The 17891-nt window shown below is 44.8% G+C and carries 15 protein-coding genes; 7 read left to right on the top strand and 8 right to left on the bottom strand.

Going from position 1 to position 17891, the window contains the following annotated elements:
• Positions 1–17 precede the first annotated feature (17 nt).
• From ODOSP_RS12110 to ODOSP_RS12100, 3 genes are all read left to right on the top strand, one after another.
• Positions 18–1280 (top strand): hypothetical protein, encoded by a 1263-nt coding sequence (locus ODOSP_RS12110; protein ID WP_013612589.1) that lies wholly within the window; start codon positions 18–20, stop codon positions 1278–1280.
• Complete coding sequence (locus ODOSP_RS12105) at positions 1277–2230, top strand: DUF4369 domain-containing protein (RefSeq protein WP_013612588.1); 954 nt, start codon at positions 1277–1279, stop codon at positions 2228–2230. Before ODOSP_RS12110 ends, ODOSP_RS12105 begins: the two co-directional genes overlap by 4 nt.
• Before the next feature lie 159 nt (positions 2231–2389).
• Positions 2390–3109, top strand: coding sequence for a precorrin-2 C(20)-methyltransferase (locus ODOSP_RS12100; protein ID WP_013612587.1), 720 nt, complete (start codon positions 2390–2392; stop codon positions 3107–3109).
• Between the two features lie 32 nt (positions 3110–3141).
• Here the strand turns inward: ODOSP_RS12100 and ODOSP_RS12095 are convergent, their stop codons facing one another.
• From ODOSP_RS12095 to ODOSP_RS12070, 6 genes are read right to left on the bottom strand one after another with little or no spacing between them, the layout of a single operon-like run.
• A complete protein-coding gene (locus tag ODOSP_RS12095) occupies positions 3142–4284 on the bottom strand; it encodes a DUF4857 domain-containing protein (RefSeq protein WP_013612586.1) in 1143 nt (380 codons plus the stop codon).
• 22 nt (positions 4285–4306) lie between these two features.
• Positions 4307–4978, bottom strand: coding sequence for a hypothetical protein (locus ODOSP_RS12090; protein WP_013612585.1), 672 nt, complete (start codon positions 4976–4978; stop codon positions 4307–4309).
• Between the two features lie 4 nt (positions 4979–4982).
• Complete coding sequence (locus tag ODOSP_RS12085) at positions 4983–5873, bottom strand: ABC transporter ATP-binding protein (protein ID WP_013612584.1); 891 nt, start codon at positions 5871–5873, stop codon at positions 4983–4985.
• A gap of 11 nt (positions 5874–5884) precedes the next feature.
• Positions 5885–7411: a DUF6850 family outer membrane beta-barrel protein gene (locus ODOSP_RS12080; protein WP_013612583.1), complete on the bottom strand. Its 1527-nt coding sequence runs from the start codon at positions 7409–7411 to the stop codon at positions 5885–5887.
• A 10-nt stretch (positions 7412–7421) separates the two neighbouring features.
• Positions 7422–8675 (bottom strand): DUF4876 domain-containing protein, encoded by a 1254-nt coding sequence (locus tag ODOSP_RS12075; RefSeq protein WP_013612582.1) that lies wholly within the window; start codon positions 8673–8675, stop codon positions 7422–7424.
• Between the two features lie 4 nt (positions 8676–8679).
• Positions 8680–11463 carry a TonB-dependent receptor gene (locus tag ODOSP_RS12070; protein ID WP_013612581.1) on the bottom strand — a complete coding sequence of 928 codons (2784 nt, stop codon included), beginning with the start codon at positions 11461–11463 and terminating at the stop codon, positions 8680–8682.
• 251 nt (positions 11464–11714) lie between these two features.
• Here ODOSP_RS12070 and ODOSP_RS20470 point away from each other — a divergent pair, with 251 nt between their 5' ends.
• Complete coding sequence (locus tag ODOSP_RS20470; protein WP_013612580.1) at positions 11715–14396, top strand: S8 family serine peptidase; 2682 nt, start codon at positions 11715–11717, stop codon at positions 14394–14396.
• 4 nt (positions 14397–14400) lie between these two features.
• Positions 14401–15330 carry a PorV/PorQ family protein gene (locus ODOSP_RS12060; RefSeq protein WP_013612579.1) on the top strand — a complete coding sequence of 310 codons (930 nt, stop codon included), beginning with the start codon at positions 14401–14403 and terminating at the stop codon, positions 15328–15330.
• Positions 15331–15333: 3 nt separating this feature from the next.
• On the opposite strand, the gene ODOSP_RS12055 is transcribed toward ODOSP_RS12060, so the two are convergent.
• The gene (locus ODOSP_RS12055; protein ID WP_013612578.1) at positions 15334–15912 is read right to left on the bottom strand and encodes a PepSY-associated TM helix domain-containing protein; all 579 of its coding nucleotides are present in this window, start codon (positions 15910–15912) and stop codon (positions 15334–15336) included.
• A 3-nt stretch (positions 15913–15915) separates the two neighbouring features.
• Positions 15916–16506, bottom strand: a complete 591-nt coding sequence (locus ODOSP_RS12050) for a hypothetical protein (RefSeq protein ID WP_041557369.1) — start codon at positions 16504–16506, stop codon at positions 15916–15918.
• A 217-nt stretch (positions 16507–16723) separates the two neighbouring features.
• Between ODOSP_RS12050 and ODOSP_RS12045 the strand changes: the two genes are divergently transcribed.
• Positions 16724–17275 (top strand): 30S ribosomal protein S16, encoded by a 552-nt coding sequence (locus ODOSP_RS12045; protein ID WP_013612576.1) that lies wholly within the window; start codon positions 16724–16726, stop codon positions 17273–17275.
• A 10-nt stretch (positions 17276–17285) separates the two neighbouring features.
• The gene (gene rimM / locus ODOSP_RS12040; protein WP_013612575.1) at positions 17286–17819 is read left to right on the top strand and encodes a ribosome maturation factor RimM; all 534 of its coding nucleotides are present in this window, start codon (positions 17286–17288) and stop codon (positions 17817–17819) included.
• Positions 17820–17891 lie beyond the last annotated feature (72 nt).

Genomic DNA, 17891 nt, shown 5'->3' with positions numbered 1-17891 from the left:
ACTAAAAATCTGAACTTATGAAAAGAATCGTTTTTTTATTATCATGGTTTGTGTTACTGGGAACCCTGATGTCTTGTAGTGATGACAATGACGATGTGAATCCGCCTGCTTTGTCGTTTGCCCAATCTGTTTATACATTAAGTGCAGACGCATCTTTAGTCGTTGAATTGCAGGCATCGGCTGCTGCTACACAGAATACATCCGTAAGTTTTACTATCTCAGGGACTGCACGGGAAGGAATCGATTACACGATTTCGGCTAAGGAGTTTAATCTGAAGGCAGGGGAAACAAAAGCTCAGATCGTGATTACTCCGAAAGACAATTATACGCCGGATATGCAGATCCAGCTGGAATTAAATGCTGTAGGGGGATTTGAATTGGGGAAAGTGAAAATTACGACTATTACGGTAGAAACAAAAGATAAGATTGTCTATTCTTTTGTAACGGATTACCATGTGCTGGCCGGAGAAGTAACTATTGAGGCCGAATTGAAAACTCCGGATGGTTTGGCGTACATTGCTACCGAAGATATTCATCTTCCTTTTACAATAAGTCCGGCTTCGACGGCGGTGAAAGGAGAAAATTTTGATGTTGAAGGTAATGTGACGGAATTTGTTATTCCGGCCGGCAAGAAGAATGCTTCTGTTAAACTGAATTTTTTGAAACAGGAAAACGGAAAGGATGAATTGGTCTTGGAACTGGACAATCCGGGAGAGAAATTTATGCTGGGAAATTATGGAAAGACAACCATAAAAGTGTATGGTCCGACAACCGTAGGTAAGTTATTCGGTAAATGGGCTTTTAAGAGCTGTGATAGTTTTGAAGGACTTAAAAAAGATTATGAAGGTCTTGTATCAGCCAGTGATTTTACCCATATGCCGACGAATAATCTGCTGACAGATACCCTGGAGTTTATTGCCGGGGATGAAAATAAATTGAAACTTCATGTTACCGGTGATATGAAAAATTATTTCAGGGATTGTGAATTGGTCTATGTGTGTGATACAACTGTACGTACAGGTTTGTCAACCCGTGTCGTGTATTCTTTGATCGAGATGAGCAAAGTCAATGTCAGTTTTTCTGCCAGTACAGTCAACGAAAGGAAAGCTCAGGTCGGTTTCAGGATATTGGAAGATGAAAAAACATTGGAAGTAACCGTATTCGATTATGCACCGGTTGACTTTTTTATGGAAATATATGATTTTTTCAAGGACGACCCCCAAGCCCTGATGTGGGATGCAAAAATTCAGTATATTTTCAGTTTGGTTGAGGAAGAATGAGATATATAGTCATTATTTTATGGATTGCATGTCTTGGGGCATGCAATCCGGATGTAAAGCAAAAGGTTACGGTAAACGGTAAGCTGACAAATTACAAGGGAAATAAAATATATTTTGAGATTTCCGGCCGGGATTCTTTAGTTAAAGCGGAGCTTGATTCGGCCGGCAGATTTTCTGCATGTTTGGAGTTGGATGAAGGGACTTATGTGCGCCTGATGAATGGGAAAGCCGCTTTTCCTTTGTATCTGGCACCCGGCATGAAACTCAGGGTTGAAATGGATGCAGCCAAAATAAAAAATGGCGAATATGGGTCGGTTGTATTTCCTGAAGGCATCAATAAAGAGACTCGCATGATGATACATTATTACGAGAATCAATGGTTCCCCTCTACGGAAGAGTTATTTATCTATACTCCGGCTGAATTTAGAGAGTTGCTGGATACGATTGTCGGCTATAATGATGGATTGATTGAAGATTTTTTGAAAGCTGATTCATCCGGTTATGACCGGGATTTTGCAGATTTGTTCAAACTGCAGGTGAAAGTACCTTTGGCTGTATCCTATTTCTATTATCCGGTGTATCATGCTTTGCTGAATCCCCAGGATCAGAGTGAAATTCCCGAAGACTTTAATATCTTCGATGAGATATTACCCAAGAATGACTCTATGATTTATAATAAGGTCTATCGTTACAAAACGTACGAAATTTCCTATTGGAATGAGAAAATCGCTCAGGAATTGAAAGACTTTTCCGGGGAACCGGCTCAGTATTTCAATGTATGGTTCGATAAACTTTCGGCTTTACATCTTTGTCCCCAGATTGCGGGTGATGTGGCTCATTCCTTTATTATGCGGCATGCCAAAGAAATGACTCCTGAAGTCAAAGAGATCGTCAGAAGTCGCAGTAAGGGGGTACTTATTTCCTCCAGCCAGCAAATAGAAGATTTTTGACTAGTAGAAGAGAAATCCGATAATCCGTATTTTTCAGAATATTTGTTTCTGAAAAAACGTGTCCGGAGTGGGTAAAATGATGAGAGATTTGAGTTTTATTTTGACTGTTTTGTTTTTTTTTATGACTTTTGCCGGAGGATAAAGCAGAGATATGATAGTATGGAAAATACAGGTAAGATTTTTGGAATATCGCTGGGACCGGGAGATCCGGAATTGATTACTTTAAAAGCGTTGAAGGCTTTGAATGCCGTGGATGTTATTTTTTGTCCGGGGACGAAATCCGGCGAAGGGCGGATGAAATCCCGGGCTTTGGATATTCTTCGGCAATTGGAGGTCGATGAAACTAAAATTCGTCTATTTCAGGTGCCGATGTCCCGGGATCGGCAGGAAGCTTTGTGTGCTTATGACCGGGTTTGCGGAGAGGTATTGGAATTGGTCAGATCAGGAAAATCGGTAGGGATTACAGCTGAAGGGGACGCTTGTTTTTATTCTTCTGCTCATTATATGTACGGGCAGCTTGCGCAGGCCGGTTTTCCGGTTGCGATGATCGCCGGTGTACCTGCTTTTATTGCTGCCGGGGCATCTGTCGGATTGCATTTGGTAAAACAGCAGGAACGATTGTTGGTGATTCCCGGGGATGTGATTGTCGAAGAACTGCTGGAAACTATAGTTGCCAAGCGTACACTCGTTATCATGAAAGTTCCTTTGGGCGAGGCGGTATTGCGTCCTTTTATAGCCCGGCATCCTGAATTACACTATTATTATTTCGAACAAGTGGGAACAGGACAGGAATATTATTCTTCTGTGCGGGAAGAAATATTGGGGCATTCGTTTACCTATTTTTCTATTTTAGTGATAAAACCGGCTTTCTCCCGTTGAGAAGCAGGGGACGGGAGAAAGCGGTCACGGTTTCAATGAACTGTTTTTTTCTTATAGTACTTGCCTAAGAATAGCAGGATAAGCAGAATAGGTACCCAAAGGGCTTTGACCGAATAGTTTCCTAACCGGGGATAGACATATTGGTCGTCATACGAGGCAAAAGACAGCTCTGCCGGGAAAAAGTAATGTCCGATTTTTGAGGCCATGCTGCTTTGTTGCGGATAAGTCAGGGTATCGACCAAAGAATAATCCGTTGCGTCGAGAGCGAAAATATGTTCTCCGTCTTTTTTGTCGATGCTGACGGTCCAGTTGAAAAGATCTCCGATAATTTGTATATCGTCCTGCCGGGGATCGTATTTTCCTATCGGTAGGGGATATAGCTGATAATCCGGATTGGATAATGCCCAAAGATTATTTTCCTGATCTGTCAGTAGGGCATAAAATTTACGGTTCGGATATTCTTTTACGAAAATATGTGTGATTTCGATTCCCTTGGGTAAGGGGATCGGACGAAAATAAGGACGTCCGCGCAATTGTTTCAGATGAAAAAGCCGGTGATCCGAATCGGTTAGAAAATATCCTTCATCGTACTCCTTTTTCACAGTGGGATTGCCTCCGATACACCGGACCGGAAAACGAAAGTCTTTCTTTTTCATTGCCTGGGTAAAGATTTCACTTTTCTTTTCCAGTATGGTGTTGGTTGCCATATCTATAAATTCGATCCGGTCGTTTAGCCGGAATACGTCTCCCGGCATTTGCAGGTCTACCCGTCCGGACATCGCTTCCAATAGCGGATACAAGCGGGGAACCGTTTTATTTATGTCCGAAGCGGATTGTCTGAAAATGAAATTGGTCAATCCTATTTTTTGCGGAGTTAGTTTTATTCCGTTCAGGCTGTCCGGCAGGCGGCCGTCGGAAGCGAGCTGATGGTAATAAAAGAAAGGCAATATGCTGTCGAACTGACGATCGGAATAAAGATGTCCGTTCCGGTCTTTGTATTGTACCCCTTTGTTTTCACTGTAGTCGAGACAGGCAAAATCATCGATGATGCAGCTGTATAGAGTGAAAGGATTGCGTATTGGCTGGGCGGTCATGAAATGGTAAAACCAGGGAATGAGCCAAAGGGATAAGACAAGGATGATAAAAACGAAAAATATTTTGCTATAGCGTGCCATTGATTTTATTTTTTAATGATGATCAGTCTTGTTTTCCGGCTTTAAAGCGTGTGACAGATAGCCAGGGCAATATGAATGTGAAACCGGTAAAAAGAAGCAGGATCCATATAAATCCGTCATATGCCTGAGGAACATTCGAGAGGAAAAAAATCCGTATAATACCGCAACTGATAAAAAAGTTGAGAATCTTCCGTTTCCAGGTCGGTTCGAGGCAAATCCAGCTTGTCAGGGAATAGGCAGTAATACCGCCAATATACCAGGGAAGCGAGGTCAGCAGGATGCGGTCGGTTAGTTCCGGAGCCAGTATATTTTGAAGATAAACATACAGGATGAGGTAGTCGATAAGATAAATGACGATCAGTTCACTCAGACCGGCAATCAGCATCAGCATTAGCATCCGGTTTTGAGGATATGGAAGATGCAGAGTCAGCTTTAACCGTTTTTGCTGCATTTCGGGTACAAATTGGACAATGGCAAGCAAGAGTCCTGCCAATAGGGGGATATAGGTCAAAGTTTCGATAAAAACGACATCCCTGCTCAACAGGATTTCCCATAAATGGGCTACTCCCCTGAAATTGATCACTCGTTGTACTCCAAGCAGGGCGTAAATGATGAATATGACCGATACGGTTAAAGCGATAGGAAAGTAACGGCGTGTTTTGATCCATTCTTTGTAAAAAATTGCTTTTTTCATAAATTCAATATTTTCCGGTTAACCCGATAAAAACGTCTTCCAGATTCATTTTTTCAGCGGATAAAGAAGTGTGTGGGATTCCGTTTTGTTCCAGCCACTGTTTGACATATTCCATATCCTGAAAAGAATAGGTCTCGGCATGTCCGCGGATTACGGAGGTATTGTAGAGTTGGGAATCCGCCGGTAATTGTACTTCTCCGCTCCCGGTTGTAAAGCGGTAACGGGTGAAGGTGTTCAGTAAGTCGTTTACCGGTTTTTGAATCAGAATTTTTCCGTAATCCATGATGATACAATCGTCGATCAGACGTTCCATATCCTGGATGATATGGGAAGTCAGGAAAATGGTTTTCGATTCGGCTTTAGCGTATTCTTTCAGGTATTCGATAAACAGCCGGCGATAACCGGGATCCAAACCGAGCGAGAAGTCGTCCAGAACGAGTAATTCTGCATTTTGAGCGAGGATTAGTCCTAAAGCTACCTGTGAACGCTGGCCACAGGACATCCGTGAGATTTTTTGTCCGGGAGCGACTTTCAGTTTGTGCATCAGTTCGTAGTAGGCATCTTTATTCCAGGCCGGAAAGAAGGCGGAATAAAACCGTTCGATTTCTTTGATCGTCATAAATGTGTATTGTACGTGCCCTTCGATCAGCAAAGCCATCCGCTGCCGGGTCTGCGGATTCATGTTCCGGATATTTTCCCCGAATATCCGGCATTCTCCGGAATGGGGCTGTAAATATCCGCTGAGAATATTGATCGTTGTGGTTTTACCGGTTCCGTTCTTACCCAGTAAACCCAGGATACGACCCCGGGGAACCTGAAAACTTAAATTTTCGTATATCAGCCGTTTCCCATAGTAGTGAGTCAGGTTTTGGCATTCTATGATATTATCCTGCATATTGAATTGAATTAGAATTTAAGACTGCAGCCGACCGTGATCCGGTCAGAATAATTATGATTCCGGAACCTGCAATGTTGCCAGCCGATGTCTGTGGATAAAGTGAACGTATGGTTTAACGGACGGTTCCATACGATGGACAGTTCGTAGCGGCTGAAATCGCTTTTCAGGTTTTCATATTGTTGCCGGACGGCATTTTTGATCAGTTCTTCGGAACTTAAGCGGTCGATATCCAAATGGCTGGTTGTCGTTCCGAAATAGTCTCCCGCTATGGAAATCCGGAACAATGATTTTCTGAGCATGAGCAGGGATGAAACGGACAGACCTCCCTGATATTTGGAATCTTTCAGGGAAAGAGAGGGGGACAGATACCCTGTGCTGACAGAGCGGAAACCGATCCGGGGCTCTACCCATAGTATATCCTGCTGTTCATTTCCCCAGCCCCATATTCCGTTTAACAACAAGGCATATATTTTGTTGCTGTATTGTTCCAAATCGTTGATTTTCGGATAATTGCTACTACTGCCTTCTCCGTAGACAAATTCAGTACCTTTTCGTTTATGGTACAGCCCTTCCAGTTGGATGCCCTGCTGATGTCCCGGGGCAGACCGTTTCCATCCCCAGGCGCCCTGGATGCTGTTTTCGTTCAATCGGGTCAATGGCAGGTAATTGTGAGCCAGCATGGTTCGTTTGATGTTCAGCTTGTGAAAATGGACACTGCCGTAAAAGCCTTGCCGGTCGTGCGGAACGAGGTCGATACCTCCTCCGATGCTTCCTCCGTCGTATTGTATTCCTGTATTTCCGTCTGAAAACCGGGTACTATACATACCTAATCCCAGCATTTGATACACTTTGGATACGCCCAGGTCCGAAAAGAATTTGATACTGTTCCGTTGACGGTAAATCCTTCCGTAAACCGCGGCTCCGATGAGGTATCGGGTATGGACCTGCCAGGCAGCACCTCCCGACAATTTCAGATCGGAAACAATATTGCGCGGCCGGGGATCGGTTTTCCGGTATTCGATCATTGCCCGGTAGTCTCCGCTGAGTCCCCAGGAAAAGTGTTTATAGATCCGCGAGTAGCCTCCGCAGAATGTATAGGATTCGGTATTCAGGTCGCCTCCGGCTGTGTCGGCCATAATGTATGGGTACAGCAGTTCGAAATCGGAAGTTTCGTTCCAGCAAACCGATTTGATTTTTCCGGACCGGTATCCGGCATGCCCCCAGACAGTGGTTCGGGTATTCAGGTGGAGGTAACTTTCGGCCCGGAATACTCCTTGCCGGTATCCGCTCCCTTGTTGTACGATAACGGCTTCCTTTTCATTTTTGTATTCTCCGCTTAACCGGAGAGAAGAGAGACTGAATTGCCGGGCATAGGGTTGTAAGGCCGGATTGGCATATGACTTTTCTCCGAAGGCGAACAGAGGGGAAAGACATTCCCGGACGGCTTGGAGGCTGTCCGGGTTGTCTTTTCCTATTCCTAAGATCGGTGTCGTATACAAAAACAATATGATGAATAGATAACCGTTCCTTTTCATGGATATTTGTTTATTCTTTCAGAGACGGGGTCGCATCGGCTTCGAAGTCTACTGTCGAATTGTTGGTGTCTTGTAATATTTTGCGTCCGTTAACTGTCGATTCGACTTTCCGCCGTACGGATTTGTTGTACCGATTGGGATCGTGATCTATGCTACCACAGTGTGTCCAGCCGGCATCCAGGGAAGAAGAGGTGACAATCCACTGGAATTTGGATTCTACACTTAGATTGACGGCATCGATGATCCAGGAATTGGGGACGTAATAGGTTTCTTTTTTCATGGGAAATGAATATTCGTTAAAAACGAATGTGTAATTGGCTGTATAGGCATATTTTGCCAGGAAAGTTTCTTTGTCTGTTTCCATTTTGGCTAAGGCATAGCTATGGAATCCCCGGTTGTGTAAGCCGGTGTAAGTAGCTGTGTAAGAATACCATTTGTCCAGGTTGGGTACTTTCGGATTATCTGTATCCAGAAAGTTGGGGTTCGAAGATTCGTCATAAAATTCGAAGTCTGCAACACTCAGATCGAATGAGTTGGGATTGGCTTCTGTATGATTGCTGGCATCCAGGGCCAATAGCAGGGATTCGCCCGGCTGTACAGGATGATCCTGACCGGAACCCGGAATGACGAAAATGAAGTCTACAGAGAACCCTTGTTCCATAATATCCGGGGTATAATCTTGCTTGTCTACGGTCATAAATTCCGATTCCAGAATTGCCAGACCGTCGGCATACAGTACTTCTGAAGAGTTGTTGTAAATTTTGATGTATTGGTCAGCGCTGTATTGGTCTCCGGAAGGAGTCGTACTACCGGCGAAATAGATCTCTTCAATGACGAAACCGTTGGTAGAGGGGGTATAGAAAGACATGACCTGTGCGGGCAGGGTCACTGTCGTTCCGCTGATGGTTACCGATTCCTGATAAGCACGGATATTGGCAACTGTCGGAGTCTGGATACCACTGATCGAGTAGCTGACTTTTCCCTCTGCAATAACTCGGTATAAACCTTCCGGGACGGTTGCCGTGACGGTGACGGTTTGTTCGTTCATACTGACACTGCCATCGTATTGGGTGTTGGTGTTGATGTTGGTGACGGTTACCTTCAGATCCGATAGGGTCGGGTTTTCGATATCTTCCGGTAGTGACAGCGTCCAGCTTACCTGACTTTCGGGGACTGCTTTATCATCATCATCGCAGGCTGTGAATGTGAAAGGAATGATAAATGCCAATAAAATGGCCTGAAATAGATTGTACTTAGATTTCATAATATTAAATGTTAAAATTTAGTTCCATACCAAAATAAGGAGATTGACCGATCTGTCTGACCTTTACTCCATTGGAGGTATAATCGGGATGACAGCTGATCAGGCGGTTGACAAAAAGCGCCAGATTGATCCGGTCTCTATATAGTTGTTTTGTGACTTTCAGATTGAAATTGACATTGAAAGCCTCGCTGATTCTCCGGTCGAATAGGGCTTCATTGTATGATTTTTTCAGCCATTGCAAATACATATCCTGGCTGGATTCTTCGGTATAAGGATAACTATTGCCCTGACTGTCTATATAATATTCGGGAATCCCGCTTTTCCATTCCGTTTGCTGATTGCTGAACCACAGGCATTGTGCCGACAGGGAAAAGCCTAGTTTCAGGTTGGGAATATGGGTGTCGAACATAAAATTTGTATTGAAGCTTTTTCTGATGTATCCGTCGGGATCGGTGTACCAGCCGACATAAGGTAACCGCCGGTTGTTGATGATCTTGGTACTGCTTTCATAGTAACCCTGACTATTGGAATAGACGGTCCGGAAGTAGGCTCCTGAAATGGTGATCCGGGTGGCCAAAGCCGGAATCCGTTTACTTGAAAACTGAAACTCGACGCCTGTTTTCCGGAGTTTTGTCCCATTGGTCGTGATGCCGTATATACACATCAGGGTATCTTGTGTATAAGTCATCTGGCTTAGATCGGGGGGACCGTCTAAAGTCGTTGCATCGATGGAATTGTTATCGTATGTTTTGTAAGCCAGCGGTAGCAGCCGGGTTCCCGTCCGGAAACCGGAGGTCATATTTTCTTTAAAATAGGTGACACTGAGATTGTTTTCAGCGTATGTTATATTCCCCCGGATTTCCCATTTGAAATTCCGGGCAGCCGACAAATCGGGGTTCGTCCGGTCGATGATGTAAGTGATCATCTGCAGACGTCTGTAGGCCGGATTGTTGTGATAATAGTTCAGTTGTATGATGTCTTCATATAACAGATTGGGATACAATTGAGTCAAAGAAGGCATCATGGAATGCCATCCGATCCCTCCTCCTATTTCGTAGCTTAGTTTCTGGTCTCCGATGAAGAAAGCGGGAAACAGCCATTTCATGTTGACACGTGGATCGAAATAAAATTTGTTGTGGAGTTTATATGCTTTCGGTAGATTCAGAAGGGAAGAAGCCCGGACTCCAGCCTGTATTTCCAAGGTATGGGTACTGACCGGTAATGTAAAATAATCCTCGGCAAAAAAGGATAGGTCGTGTCCTGCCGGTATGTCGTTATAGGGGCGGGGACGTGTAGAGATGGAGGTGTAGTTGACCGGCCGCAGGGGATCGTAAAGTTGTCCTTCTCCGAAATTTTTATCCATCTGCCAGTCTGTACCTATTTTCAGTTCCTGTCTTGTTTTGGCTATAAATAACCTGAAATTACCCGTTAACCGGACATAGGCTCCGAAAGGACGGTTGTCTACTTTTTGAGTACCTACGAATTGAAAGGGCAGAAAGACGCCGTCATGTTCCCCTGCTTCATTGCTGTTCGGGGCTGCCATAGCCCGGCTGAGAGAATTATAGCGTACCTCATCGACCTTGTCTTTGGAAAAGCTGATTGAACTATTAAAAGATAAGGAATTGAAAAATGCGGTTTGGTTTTCCGATTGCCATTCGATATTATTGATCCAGGACAGCCGGTTGATTCTGGATTTGTAACTGTCTTCTTTATGACGATTGATGTCCGGGTCGATTTTTTCGGTATTGAACGAACCGTTATAATCGGCGTGAGTACTGTAAAAGACATTGTACGGACCGGTTTTCCAGGTTTTTTCCAACCGGAGGGAAAAGGTCAGGCGTTTGTAATTTTCCAGATTGTCCCGGGGGTCTGCCTTGGCATCCAGCCAGTCGATATCGCTGTTGATTTTGATTTGCCGTTTCGGAAATTCGAATCCTTTTCCCAGGTAAACCAATTTGCTGCTTTCATCTGCTTTGAATCTGGCATTGAAATGGTTACCTCCCATTTTACGTTTGATTTTTACGATTCCGCTGGTCAGATTTCCGTATTCTACCGAAGGAATACCCCGGATGATTTCTACTTGTTCGATTCCATCGGTAGAAATGCTGCGCATATCGACTCCCCGGTTTACGGTACTTCTTTTCCGGTCGTCTGTACTTGCTTCACCGCTGACGTACAGCATATCGGCTCCGGTATTGATCGGTGTACCGTTGATGAAAAAAGCGACACCGCGGGAAGCGACATCGTAGTCGGAACTCGAAGAACCTTCGCCGGCTTCCCGCAACCGAATCGGGTTTACCTGATTTAGGGCCGGATCCGCTGAACGTCCCCCCGGTAACAATTCCAGGAGATCGCTGAAACTGGAAGGTTGAAGATGTTCCATGGCTTTGCGGTCGATTATCGAGGAGGAAGTCATACCATGAGACTCCCGGGCGGTAACGATAACTTCCTGCATGACAACCTGATCGGGAGCCAGCAGAATATGCCGGGAAAAATCACCTGTAATCCGGATGGTGTCGGTATAAGTTTTATAACCGATAAAACTGACTTTCAATTTATAGACTCCTGTCTGAACGGAGGGGAATAAATATTCGCCTTGTGCGTCGCTACTTCCTGCAATGATTTTATGATTATCCTGTGTTAAGCTGATTGTCGCCAAAAAAAGGGGTTCATGATTGATAGAATCGCACACTGTAATCCGGATGGGGAATGTATTCTTTCTTGTGTTTTGACCGGTCAGATTATCAGTCAAAACAAAAATCAGAATGATTGCCCATAGTGTTTTCATGTTTTTATTAAAATTTAATTTGAGATCGCAAAGTTTGTAAAGCTGTCAGAGAAAAAAAATCCCCATTTATTGTTATTTTTTTTCTTACTGGGATAACGGGATATGATTACTTGATTTTAGAGTAAAGACAGGATGTATTTACCAGAATAATCGGAAAATCCGGATTTGTCAGGTAGTTTAAAATACCTAAAAATTGTGATTACAAAATCGATAGAGAAAGCTTTACTTCGCATGCTTAATTGAAATTTTGTATGATACAATTTAGAACATTATTCCTGTCTGTATTCGGACTGTTCATGATGGCCTGTGCCCGGGAGGAAATCATCGTATCTGAAACTTCTGTACAGGACACTCCGATCGGGATGCAGGCACAAAAAGGACGCCTTCGTTTAAAATTTAAATCCCGGTTTGCCGGGAAAGCTGAGCAGGCGGTATATACCCGTGCCGGAACCGGAGATATCCGGATCGTATCTATGAAACGGTTATTTCCCTTTGCCGGGAAATTTGAAGAAAGGACCCGGAAAGCGGGTCTGCATCTTTGGTATGAGGTCGAGTTCGACGAACAGACACCTGTGACCCGGGCTCTCGCCTTATTGGGAGATACAACGGAGATTGAGATCGCAGAACCGGTATACATTATCCGTAATACCGGAGGAGAGGGAACGGTTCCTGTCCGCTCTGCCGGAGAGCGGAATTCGGATGGAACTGCACCTTTCAATGATCCGGAACTATCCAGACAGTGGCATTATTCCAATACCGGAGAGTTACCGAATTCTGTGGCAGGGGCGGATATCAATTTATTTGCGGCCTGGCAAAAAAATCAAGGGTCGAGGGAAGTTATTGTGGCGGTCATCGACGGAGGTATTGATTACCGGCATGAGGATTTGACCGGAAATGTAGGAAATCCTGCAGAATTATTCGGAGAGCCGGGGGTCGATGATGATGGGAATGGGTATATCGATGATATATATGGATGGAACTTTATCAATGGAACGAATCAGATCGAAGCGGATGATCATGGGACCCATGTTGCCGGTACTATCGGGGCTGAGAATAACAATGGTGTCGGTGTTTGCGGTATTGCCGGTGGACATGGCGGAAATACGGGAGTATGGTTGTTGAGTTGTCAGCTGTTCGGGACGATAGATGGCCGGGAGGTTTCTGCTTCTTTCCCGGAAATGATCAAATATGCTGCGGATGCCGGTGCGGTTATCGCTCAGAATAGCTGGGGGTATGAAAATATCACTTATTTACCCCGGGCAGATCAGGAAGCGATCGATTATTTTATTCAGTATGCCGGAGTCGATGAACGAGGGGAGCAGACAGGGCCGATGAAAGGAGGAGTAGTCATATTTGCTGCAGGTAATGAAAATAAAGATTACCGGACTTATCCGGCGGCTTATGAAAAAGTCGTTTCTGTTGCGGCTTATGCTCCTGATTACAAAAAAAGCTGGTATTCCAATTTTGCCGACTGGGTCGATATCGCTGCTCCGGGCGGGACATACGGCTATGGGAGGAAGTATAACGGTGAATGCCCTGTATACAGTACGTTACCGGATAACCAGTACGGCTATATGCAGGGGACATCTATGGCTTGTCCTCATGTTTCGGGTATCGCTGCTTTAATCGTATCCCAATTCGGAGGGCCCGGATTTACTCCGGAAAAACTTTTGGCTCACCTGTATCAGGGAACCCGGGACATCGATATTTATAATCCGGAGTATGCGGGTAGATTGGGGATAGGGGCCGCTGATGCCTATTTGGCTCTTGCTGAAGATCAGGGAATCGCTCCTCAGGCTGTCGATACCTTATACTGCGGAAATACTTCCGGAGTGGTTGACGTGACCTGGCAGATCTCGGCCGATGAAGATGATGGCAAACCTTTTCAGTATTTGGTTTGTTGGAGTGAAGACCCTTTGGGGCAATTGGATCCCGGACGGTTACCCGAAGGAGTTGCTTCGGTACGGGTTACTGTTCCCAGGGCCGGGCAGGTCGGGGATACGATGGCGTGCCGGCTGACAGCTATCCGGGGAGAAACCCGGTATTATGTAGGTATTGTTGCTATTGATCCCTGGGGACATTATTCCGGGACTACGACGGTTTCTTTTGTGTCGCCGCATAATGAACCCCCGATGATTACTTCTGAATATGAGGAACAAGCGCTTACTTTGAAGTATAACCAAACCGGAGAAATAGTTTTTTGGATTTCAGATCCTGAAAACCAGGAATTTAATTATGAATTGGAAGATGAAAACCATCTGGCGGCAGCGACACAACTGAATGACCGGATTACGGTGAAAATACGTAATTATGGATTTCAGGCCGGGACATATCGTTTGTGTCTGAAAGTGACGGATAGCGGAGGGGCAATGGCTTCCAAAGAATTTACGGTGGTTCTGGAGCCGAACGAGAGTCCCCGTTTGCAATCTCCTTTTGAAAATGTATGGTTCGGTTCCTTGCAGGAAGTGCGTACGGTGTCGCTGGCCGCTCATTTTACTGATGAAGGTCCCGGAGGCTTGAGTTATGCTTATGAATATGATCCGGCCTATTTGACTTTAACTTCCGGGCAGGGAGAATTTAGACTGAAACCCTTGAAATTCGGTCTTTCCCAAGTGAAAATCACTGCGACGGATGCTGAAGGGCTTGCCGGGGAAACTGATTTTTTGGTGATGACCCATGACTATCGGCAAGAGGTAACCTTTTATCCCAATCCGGTTATGGATAAACTGAATGTCCGGATGGGGCGGGAAGTAGAAGGAACTATTTACCTGACTTTTTCGACGCTGGACGGACAATTGGTCAAAAAGGTGAATGCTCCGATCGGACCTTTTGCTCCGGCGGAAGTAGACCTTTCCGGTTTGAAAAAAGGAACGTATGTCGTACAATTGAAATATTTGCAGGAAACCTATACCCGAACTCTAATAAAACAATGAAATAATGAATCGTATTTTTTATATATTGGTGATATGTTGTCAGGCATTCGGAGTATCCGCACAGTCGGTGGCTGATGCCGGTTTGTTTACGTATTCGGCGGCCGGGACGGTTACAGCTTCTTTGGGAGGCAACGGGGTTGCCTGGGGACCGGATGCTTTTGCTGTGTTCAGGAATTCGGCACAGGGGGCCCTGGCTGATGCGAAGGTTATTGCCGGTTATGCGGTTTCTTCCCGGATGCCGGGATGGGATTTGGCGGATCGGCATTGGATACATGATGCCGGAGGGCTGTTTACATTCGGAGGAAGACAGGCTGTACTTACCGGAGTGCGTTATCTGAATCTGCCTATTGTCGAATTGACTGATGAAGAAGGAAATCTTCAGAGCCGTTTTACTCCTTACGCCTTGGAAGTGGATGCCGGATATGCTTATGCTTGGAGAGGAAAGCTGGCGGCCGGGCTGACGTGCCGCTATTTCCGCCTGGACCAAAAAACATTGTTGACAACATATGTAGCTTGTGATCTGTCTTTGTTTTATCGCGATTCGCTTGCCGGACGTCCTTACTTCTGGCAGGCGGGAATGCAGCTGTCGAATATCGGTGAGGCTTATCTGCCTTTAAAAATCGAGTATGCCGTGAGTGCCGGTTGGGAACAGGGGGCACATCGGGTGATGTGTACCGGAGGAATAGCCCATCAGGAATTGGCTTATGGATTTTGTACTTTGGGAAGTGCAGGAGTAGAGTATTCTTTCCGGAAGAAGATATTTTTACGGGGCGGATACCGGAGTGGCAGACCTGCGAAAGGTATATTTGCCTGTACGGCTTTGGGAGGCGGGATGAAATGGCACGGAATCGGCCTTGATGCAACCTGGAGACTGGCATCTTCCGACAGTCCCCAGAGAAATGCATGGCATCTGGCCCTTACTTTTGCGATTTGAAAATCAGGAAAAGAATATGAACCCGATAGGGATGAGCAAACCGAGTGCGAATTCGATCCCTCCGCGTCCCCAGAAACCTTTGGGGCCTTTGATCATAATCAAACCGGTGAAGGTAATTATCAGTAGAGACAAAATGAAAATATCTGAAAATACAGTCCACCAACGAGACGGATTATAATGAAGGCGATTAAACCAGCTGATAACCGGCCGTTTTTTGATTGACTCGTAGATCCCTTCTCCGCTTTCAGTGTGGATTACCAGAGAACTTCCTCCCTTTATGAAGATTTTGATGCATCCCGGTTCAGGGGAATAATGTTTCAGGTAACGGTTCTCTTCTCCGATTGTTTTTAACAGTCTTTCGGCAAATTCCCGGTTTATTTCCTGGGGATTCGCCGGGATTGGCTCGGTAAACCGAATTTGTTTTTGCCGGATGAGATAATCGGAATTGAAATCCTTTTTGTGGTTGAGCATAAAACCAGAGATGGCATAAATCATCAGTATGCCGGCAAAAAAAAAGGAGAGGTCACGATGAAGTAACCTGCTCCATTTACGGATGATATCAGAATATGATTTTTGTGACATAATTTATTCGACAATTTCGTATGTATCTCCTTCAATGTAATAGAAAGACAGGTAATTTTTGCCTTCTTTGGCTTGACGGTCGGCGATCCTTTGCCGGAAATTGGTGATCCGTTCTTCGATGCTGTTGGCAGGCGCTTCTCCCCTTGCTTTTTGTTCGGATGCACATCCTTGCTCTGTCGTACCGTGTTTCTCCGCAGTCTGGGCTTTCACCTGGGCTTCCCATTCGGTCAGATAGGCTTCATCGATTCGCTGTTCGACTAATTTTCCTGTTATCCGGACCAGATTGTTTACGGTTTCGGGTTTGAAACTGCCGATTTTCGTGCCGGCCTCTACACGGATGGTTTTGGTGTCATCGCTACCCATCAGGAAGATTTTGCCGCCTCCGTGAGCACAGATGTGCGTACAGAGCGCTTCTGTCGTGAAAGTTTTTCCGGTCAGACTGTCGGCCCGGGCCAATATGTCGTCCACTTCCAGAATCTGGGATTGTGACATTTGGGATTGTGACGTGGCCGATTGAGTCGTTTTGGATTTGCAGGATGTCAATAGACAACTTGTAATAGTTGTCAGCATGATAAATAACAAAATATGTTTCATTGTTCCGATTTTTAAATTTCGGTCAAAAATAGAGCTTATTTTCACTTTTTTAAATACCAATATGTAGGTATTTAGAAGGTTGAGAGTGGGGATATTCGGTTTTAGATATACTCCGGGTGAAATATTTTTGATATTCATTTTTTACTTCCGGCTTTTTCATATATCTTTGCAATCCCTATCGAGTATGGGGAGAGTATTAATTTTTTAATTAGAAACAATGTCTACAAAAATCAGATTAGCGAGACACGGACGTAAAGGTCGTCCATTCTATCATGTAGTGATAGCAGATAGTAGAGCACCACGCGATGGTCGTTACATTGAGAAAATCGGAACTTATAATCCGAACACTAACCCGGCTACTATCGATCTCAAGTTCGACAGAGCTTTGTATTGGTTGATGACTGGTGCACAGCCTACCGATACTGCTTCAAGAATCCTGTCCTATAAAGGTGTATTGTTGAAAAAACATCTGTTGGAAGGCGTTAAAAAAGGTGCTTTTGATGAAGCTGCTGCTGAAGCTAAATTTGAAGCCTGGATGAAAGAAAAAGAAGCTAAAATACAGGCTAAAATTCAGAAATTGGCTCAGGCCGGTGATGCAGCTGCTAAAGCTGCTTTGGAAGCCGAAGCTAAAGTTCGTGCTGCGAAAGAAGAAATAATTGCTAAGAAAAAAGCTGAATTAGCTGCTGCCGAAGCTGCTAAGAAAGCTGAAGAAGAAGCTGCTGCTGCTCCAGCTGAGGAAGCTGCTGCCGAAGCTCCTGCTGCTGAATAATTTTCTGGTAATGATTACACGGGAAGATTGCTTTAAAGTCGGAGAAGTTGCAAAAACACATAACCTGCAAGGGGAAGTGGTTATTACTACCGATAGCGATCTGCTCGAAAAATATGCAGACGAACCGGTGTTCCTCCTTTTGGACGGAGCGCCGGTTCCTTTTTTTATAGCTGATGAAGGCTTGACGGTCCGTAATCATACTTCTTATATTGTAAAATTCGACTATGTCGATACCTTAGCCCAGGCAGGACGGCTTGTCGGATGTGAAGTCCTCTTCGAAAAAGAATTGCTGGAGGGACAGGAACCGGAAGAATCGGGTTATGATATTTTCGAATTAATCGGTTTTGAAGTGAAAGATCAGGTTTCTGAAGAAACGGGAGAAGTAGCGGATGTTGCCGATTATTCCGGTAATGTTGTGCTGACGGTTTCCATTATGAATAAGGAGATTCTTTTACCCTTTTCCGAAAATTATATCTGCAAGATCGACTTCGAGCATAGCCGGTTGCTGGTGCAGATTCCCCGGGAACTTGTAGAATTGAATTGACAACTCTGTTTTCCGATGCTTGTTCCGGGTGTCCTCTTGTTGAAAACTATTTCTGTTAAAATACTTGTTTGT

The organism is Odoribacter splanchnicus DSM 20712 (genome assembly GCF_000190535.1).
GTDB classification, from domain to species: Bacteria; Bacteroidota; Bacteroidia; order Bacteroidales; family Marinifilaceae; genus Odoribacter; species Odoribacter splanchnicus.
This window is presented reverse-complemented; position numbering and strand designations above follow the sequence as displayed.

What these genes read in the sequence shown, in the direction of transcription:
- ODOSP_RS12110 (WP_013612589.1), top strand. Translation starts at nt 18, where the DNA reads ATGAAAAGAATCGTTTTTTTATTATCATGGTTTGTGTTACTGGGAACC.
- ODOSP_RS12105 (WP_013612588.1), top strand. Translation starts at nt 1,277, where the DNA reads ATGAGATATATAGTCATTATTTTATGGATTGCATGTCTTGGGGCATGC.
- ODOSP_RS12100 (WP_013612587.1), top strand. Translation starts at nt 2,390, where the DNA reads ATGGAAAATACAGGTAAGATTTTTGGAATATCGCTGGGACCGGGAGAT.
- ODOSP_RS12095 (WP_013612586.1), bottom strand. Translation starts at nt 4,284, where the DNA reads ATGGCACGCTATAGCAAAATATTTTTCGTTTTTATCATCCTTGTCTTA.
- ODOSP_RS12090 (WP_013612585.1), bottom strand. Translation starts at nt 4,978, where the DNA reads ATGAAAAAAGCAATTTTTTACAAAGAATGGATCAAAACACGCCGTTAC.
- ODOSP_RS12085 (WP_013612584.1), bottom strand. Translation starts at nt 5,873, where the DNA reads ATGCAGGATAATATCATAGAATGCCAAAACCTGACTCACTACTATGGG.
- ODOSP_RS12080 (WP_013612583.1), bottom strand. Translation starts at nt 7,411, where the DNA reads ATGAAAAGGAACGGTTATCTATTCATCATATTGTTTTTGTATACGACA.
- ODOSP_RS12075 (WP_013612582.1), bottom strand. Translation starts at nt 8,675, where the DNA reads ATGAAATCTAAGTACAATCTATTTCAGGCCATTTTATTGGCATTTATC.
- ODOSP_RS12070 (WP_013612581.1), bottom strand. Translation starts at nt 11,463, where the DNA reads ATGAAAACACTATGGGCAATCATTCTGATTTTTGTTTTGACTGATAAT.
- ODOSP_RS20470 (WP_013612580.1), top strand. Translation starts at nt 11,715, where the DNA reads ATGATACAATTTAGAACATTATTCCTGTCTGTATTCGGACTGTTCATG.
- ODOSP_RS12060 (WP_013612579.1), top strand. Translation starts at nt 14,401, where the DNA reads ATGAATCGTATTTTTTATATATTGGTGATATGTTGTCAGGCATTCGGA.
- ODOSP_RS12055 (WP_013612578.1), bottom strand. Translation starts at nt 15,912, where the DNA reads ATGTCACAAAAATCATATTCTGATATCATCCGTAAATGGAGCAGGTTA.
- ODOSP_RS12050 (WP_041557369.1), bottom strand. Translation starts at nt 16,506, where the DNA reads ATGAAACATATTTTGTTATTTATCATGCTGACAACTATTACAAGTTGT.
- ODOSP_RS12045 (WP_013612576.1), top strand. Translation starts at nt 16,724, where the DNA reads ATGTCTACAAAAATCAGATTAGCGAGACACGGACGTAAAGGTCGTCCA.
- rimM (WP_013612575.1), top strand. Translation starts at nt 17,286, where the DNA reads ATGATTACACGGGAAGATTGCTTTAAAGTCGGAGAAGTTGCAAAAACA.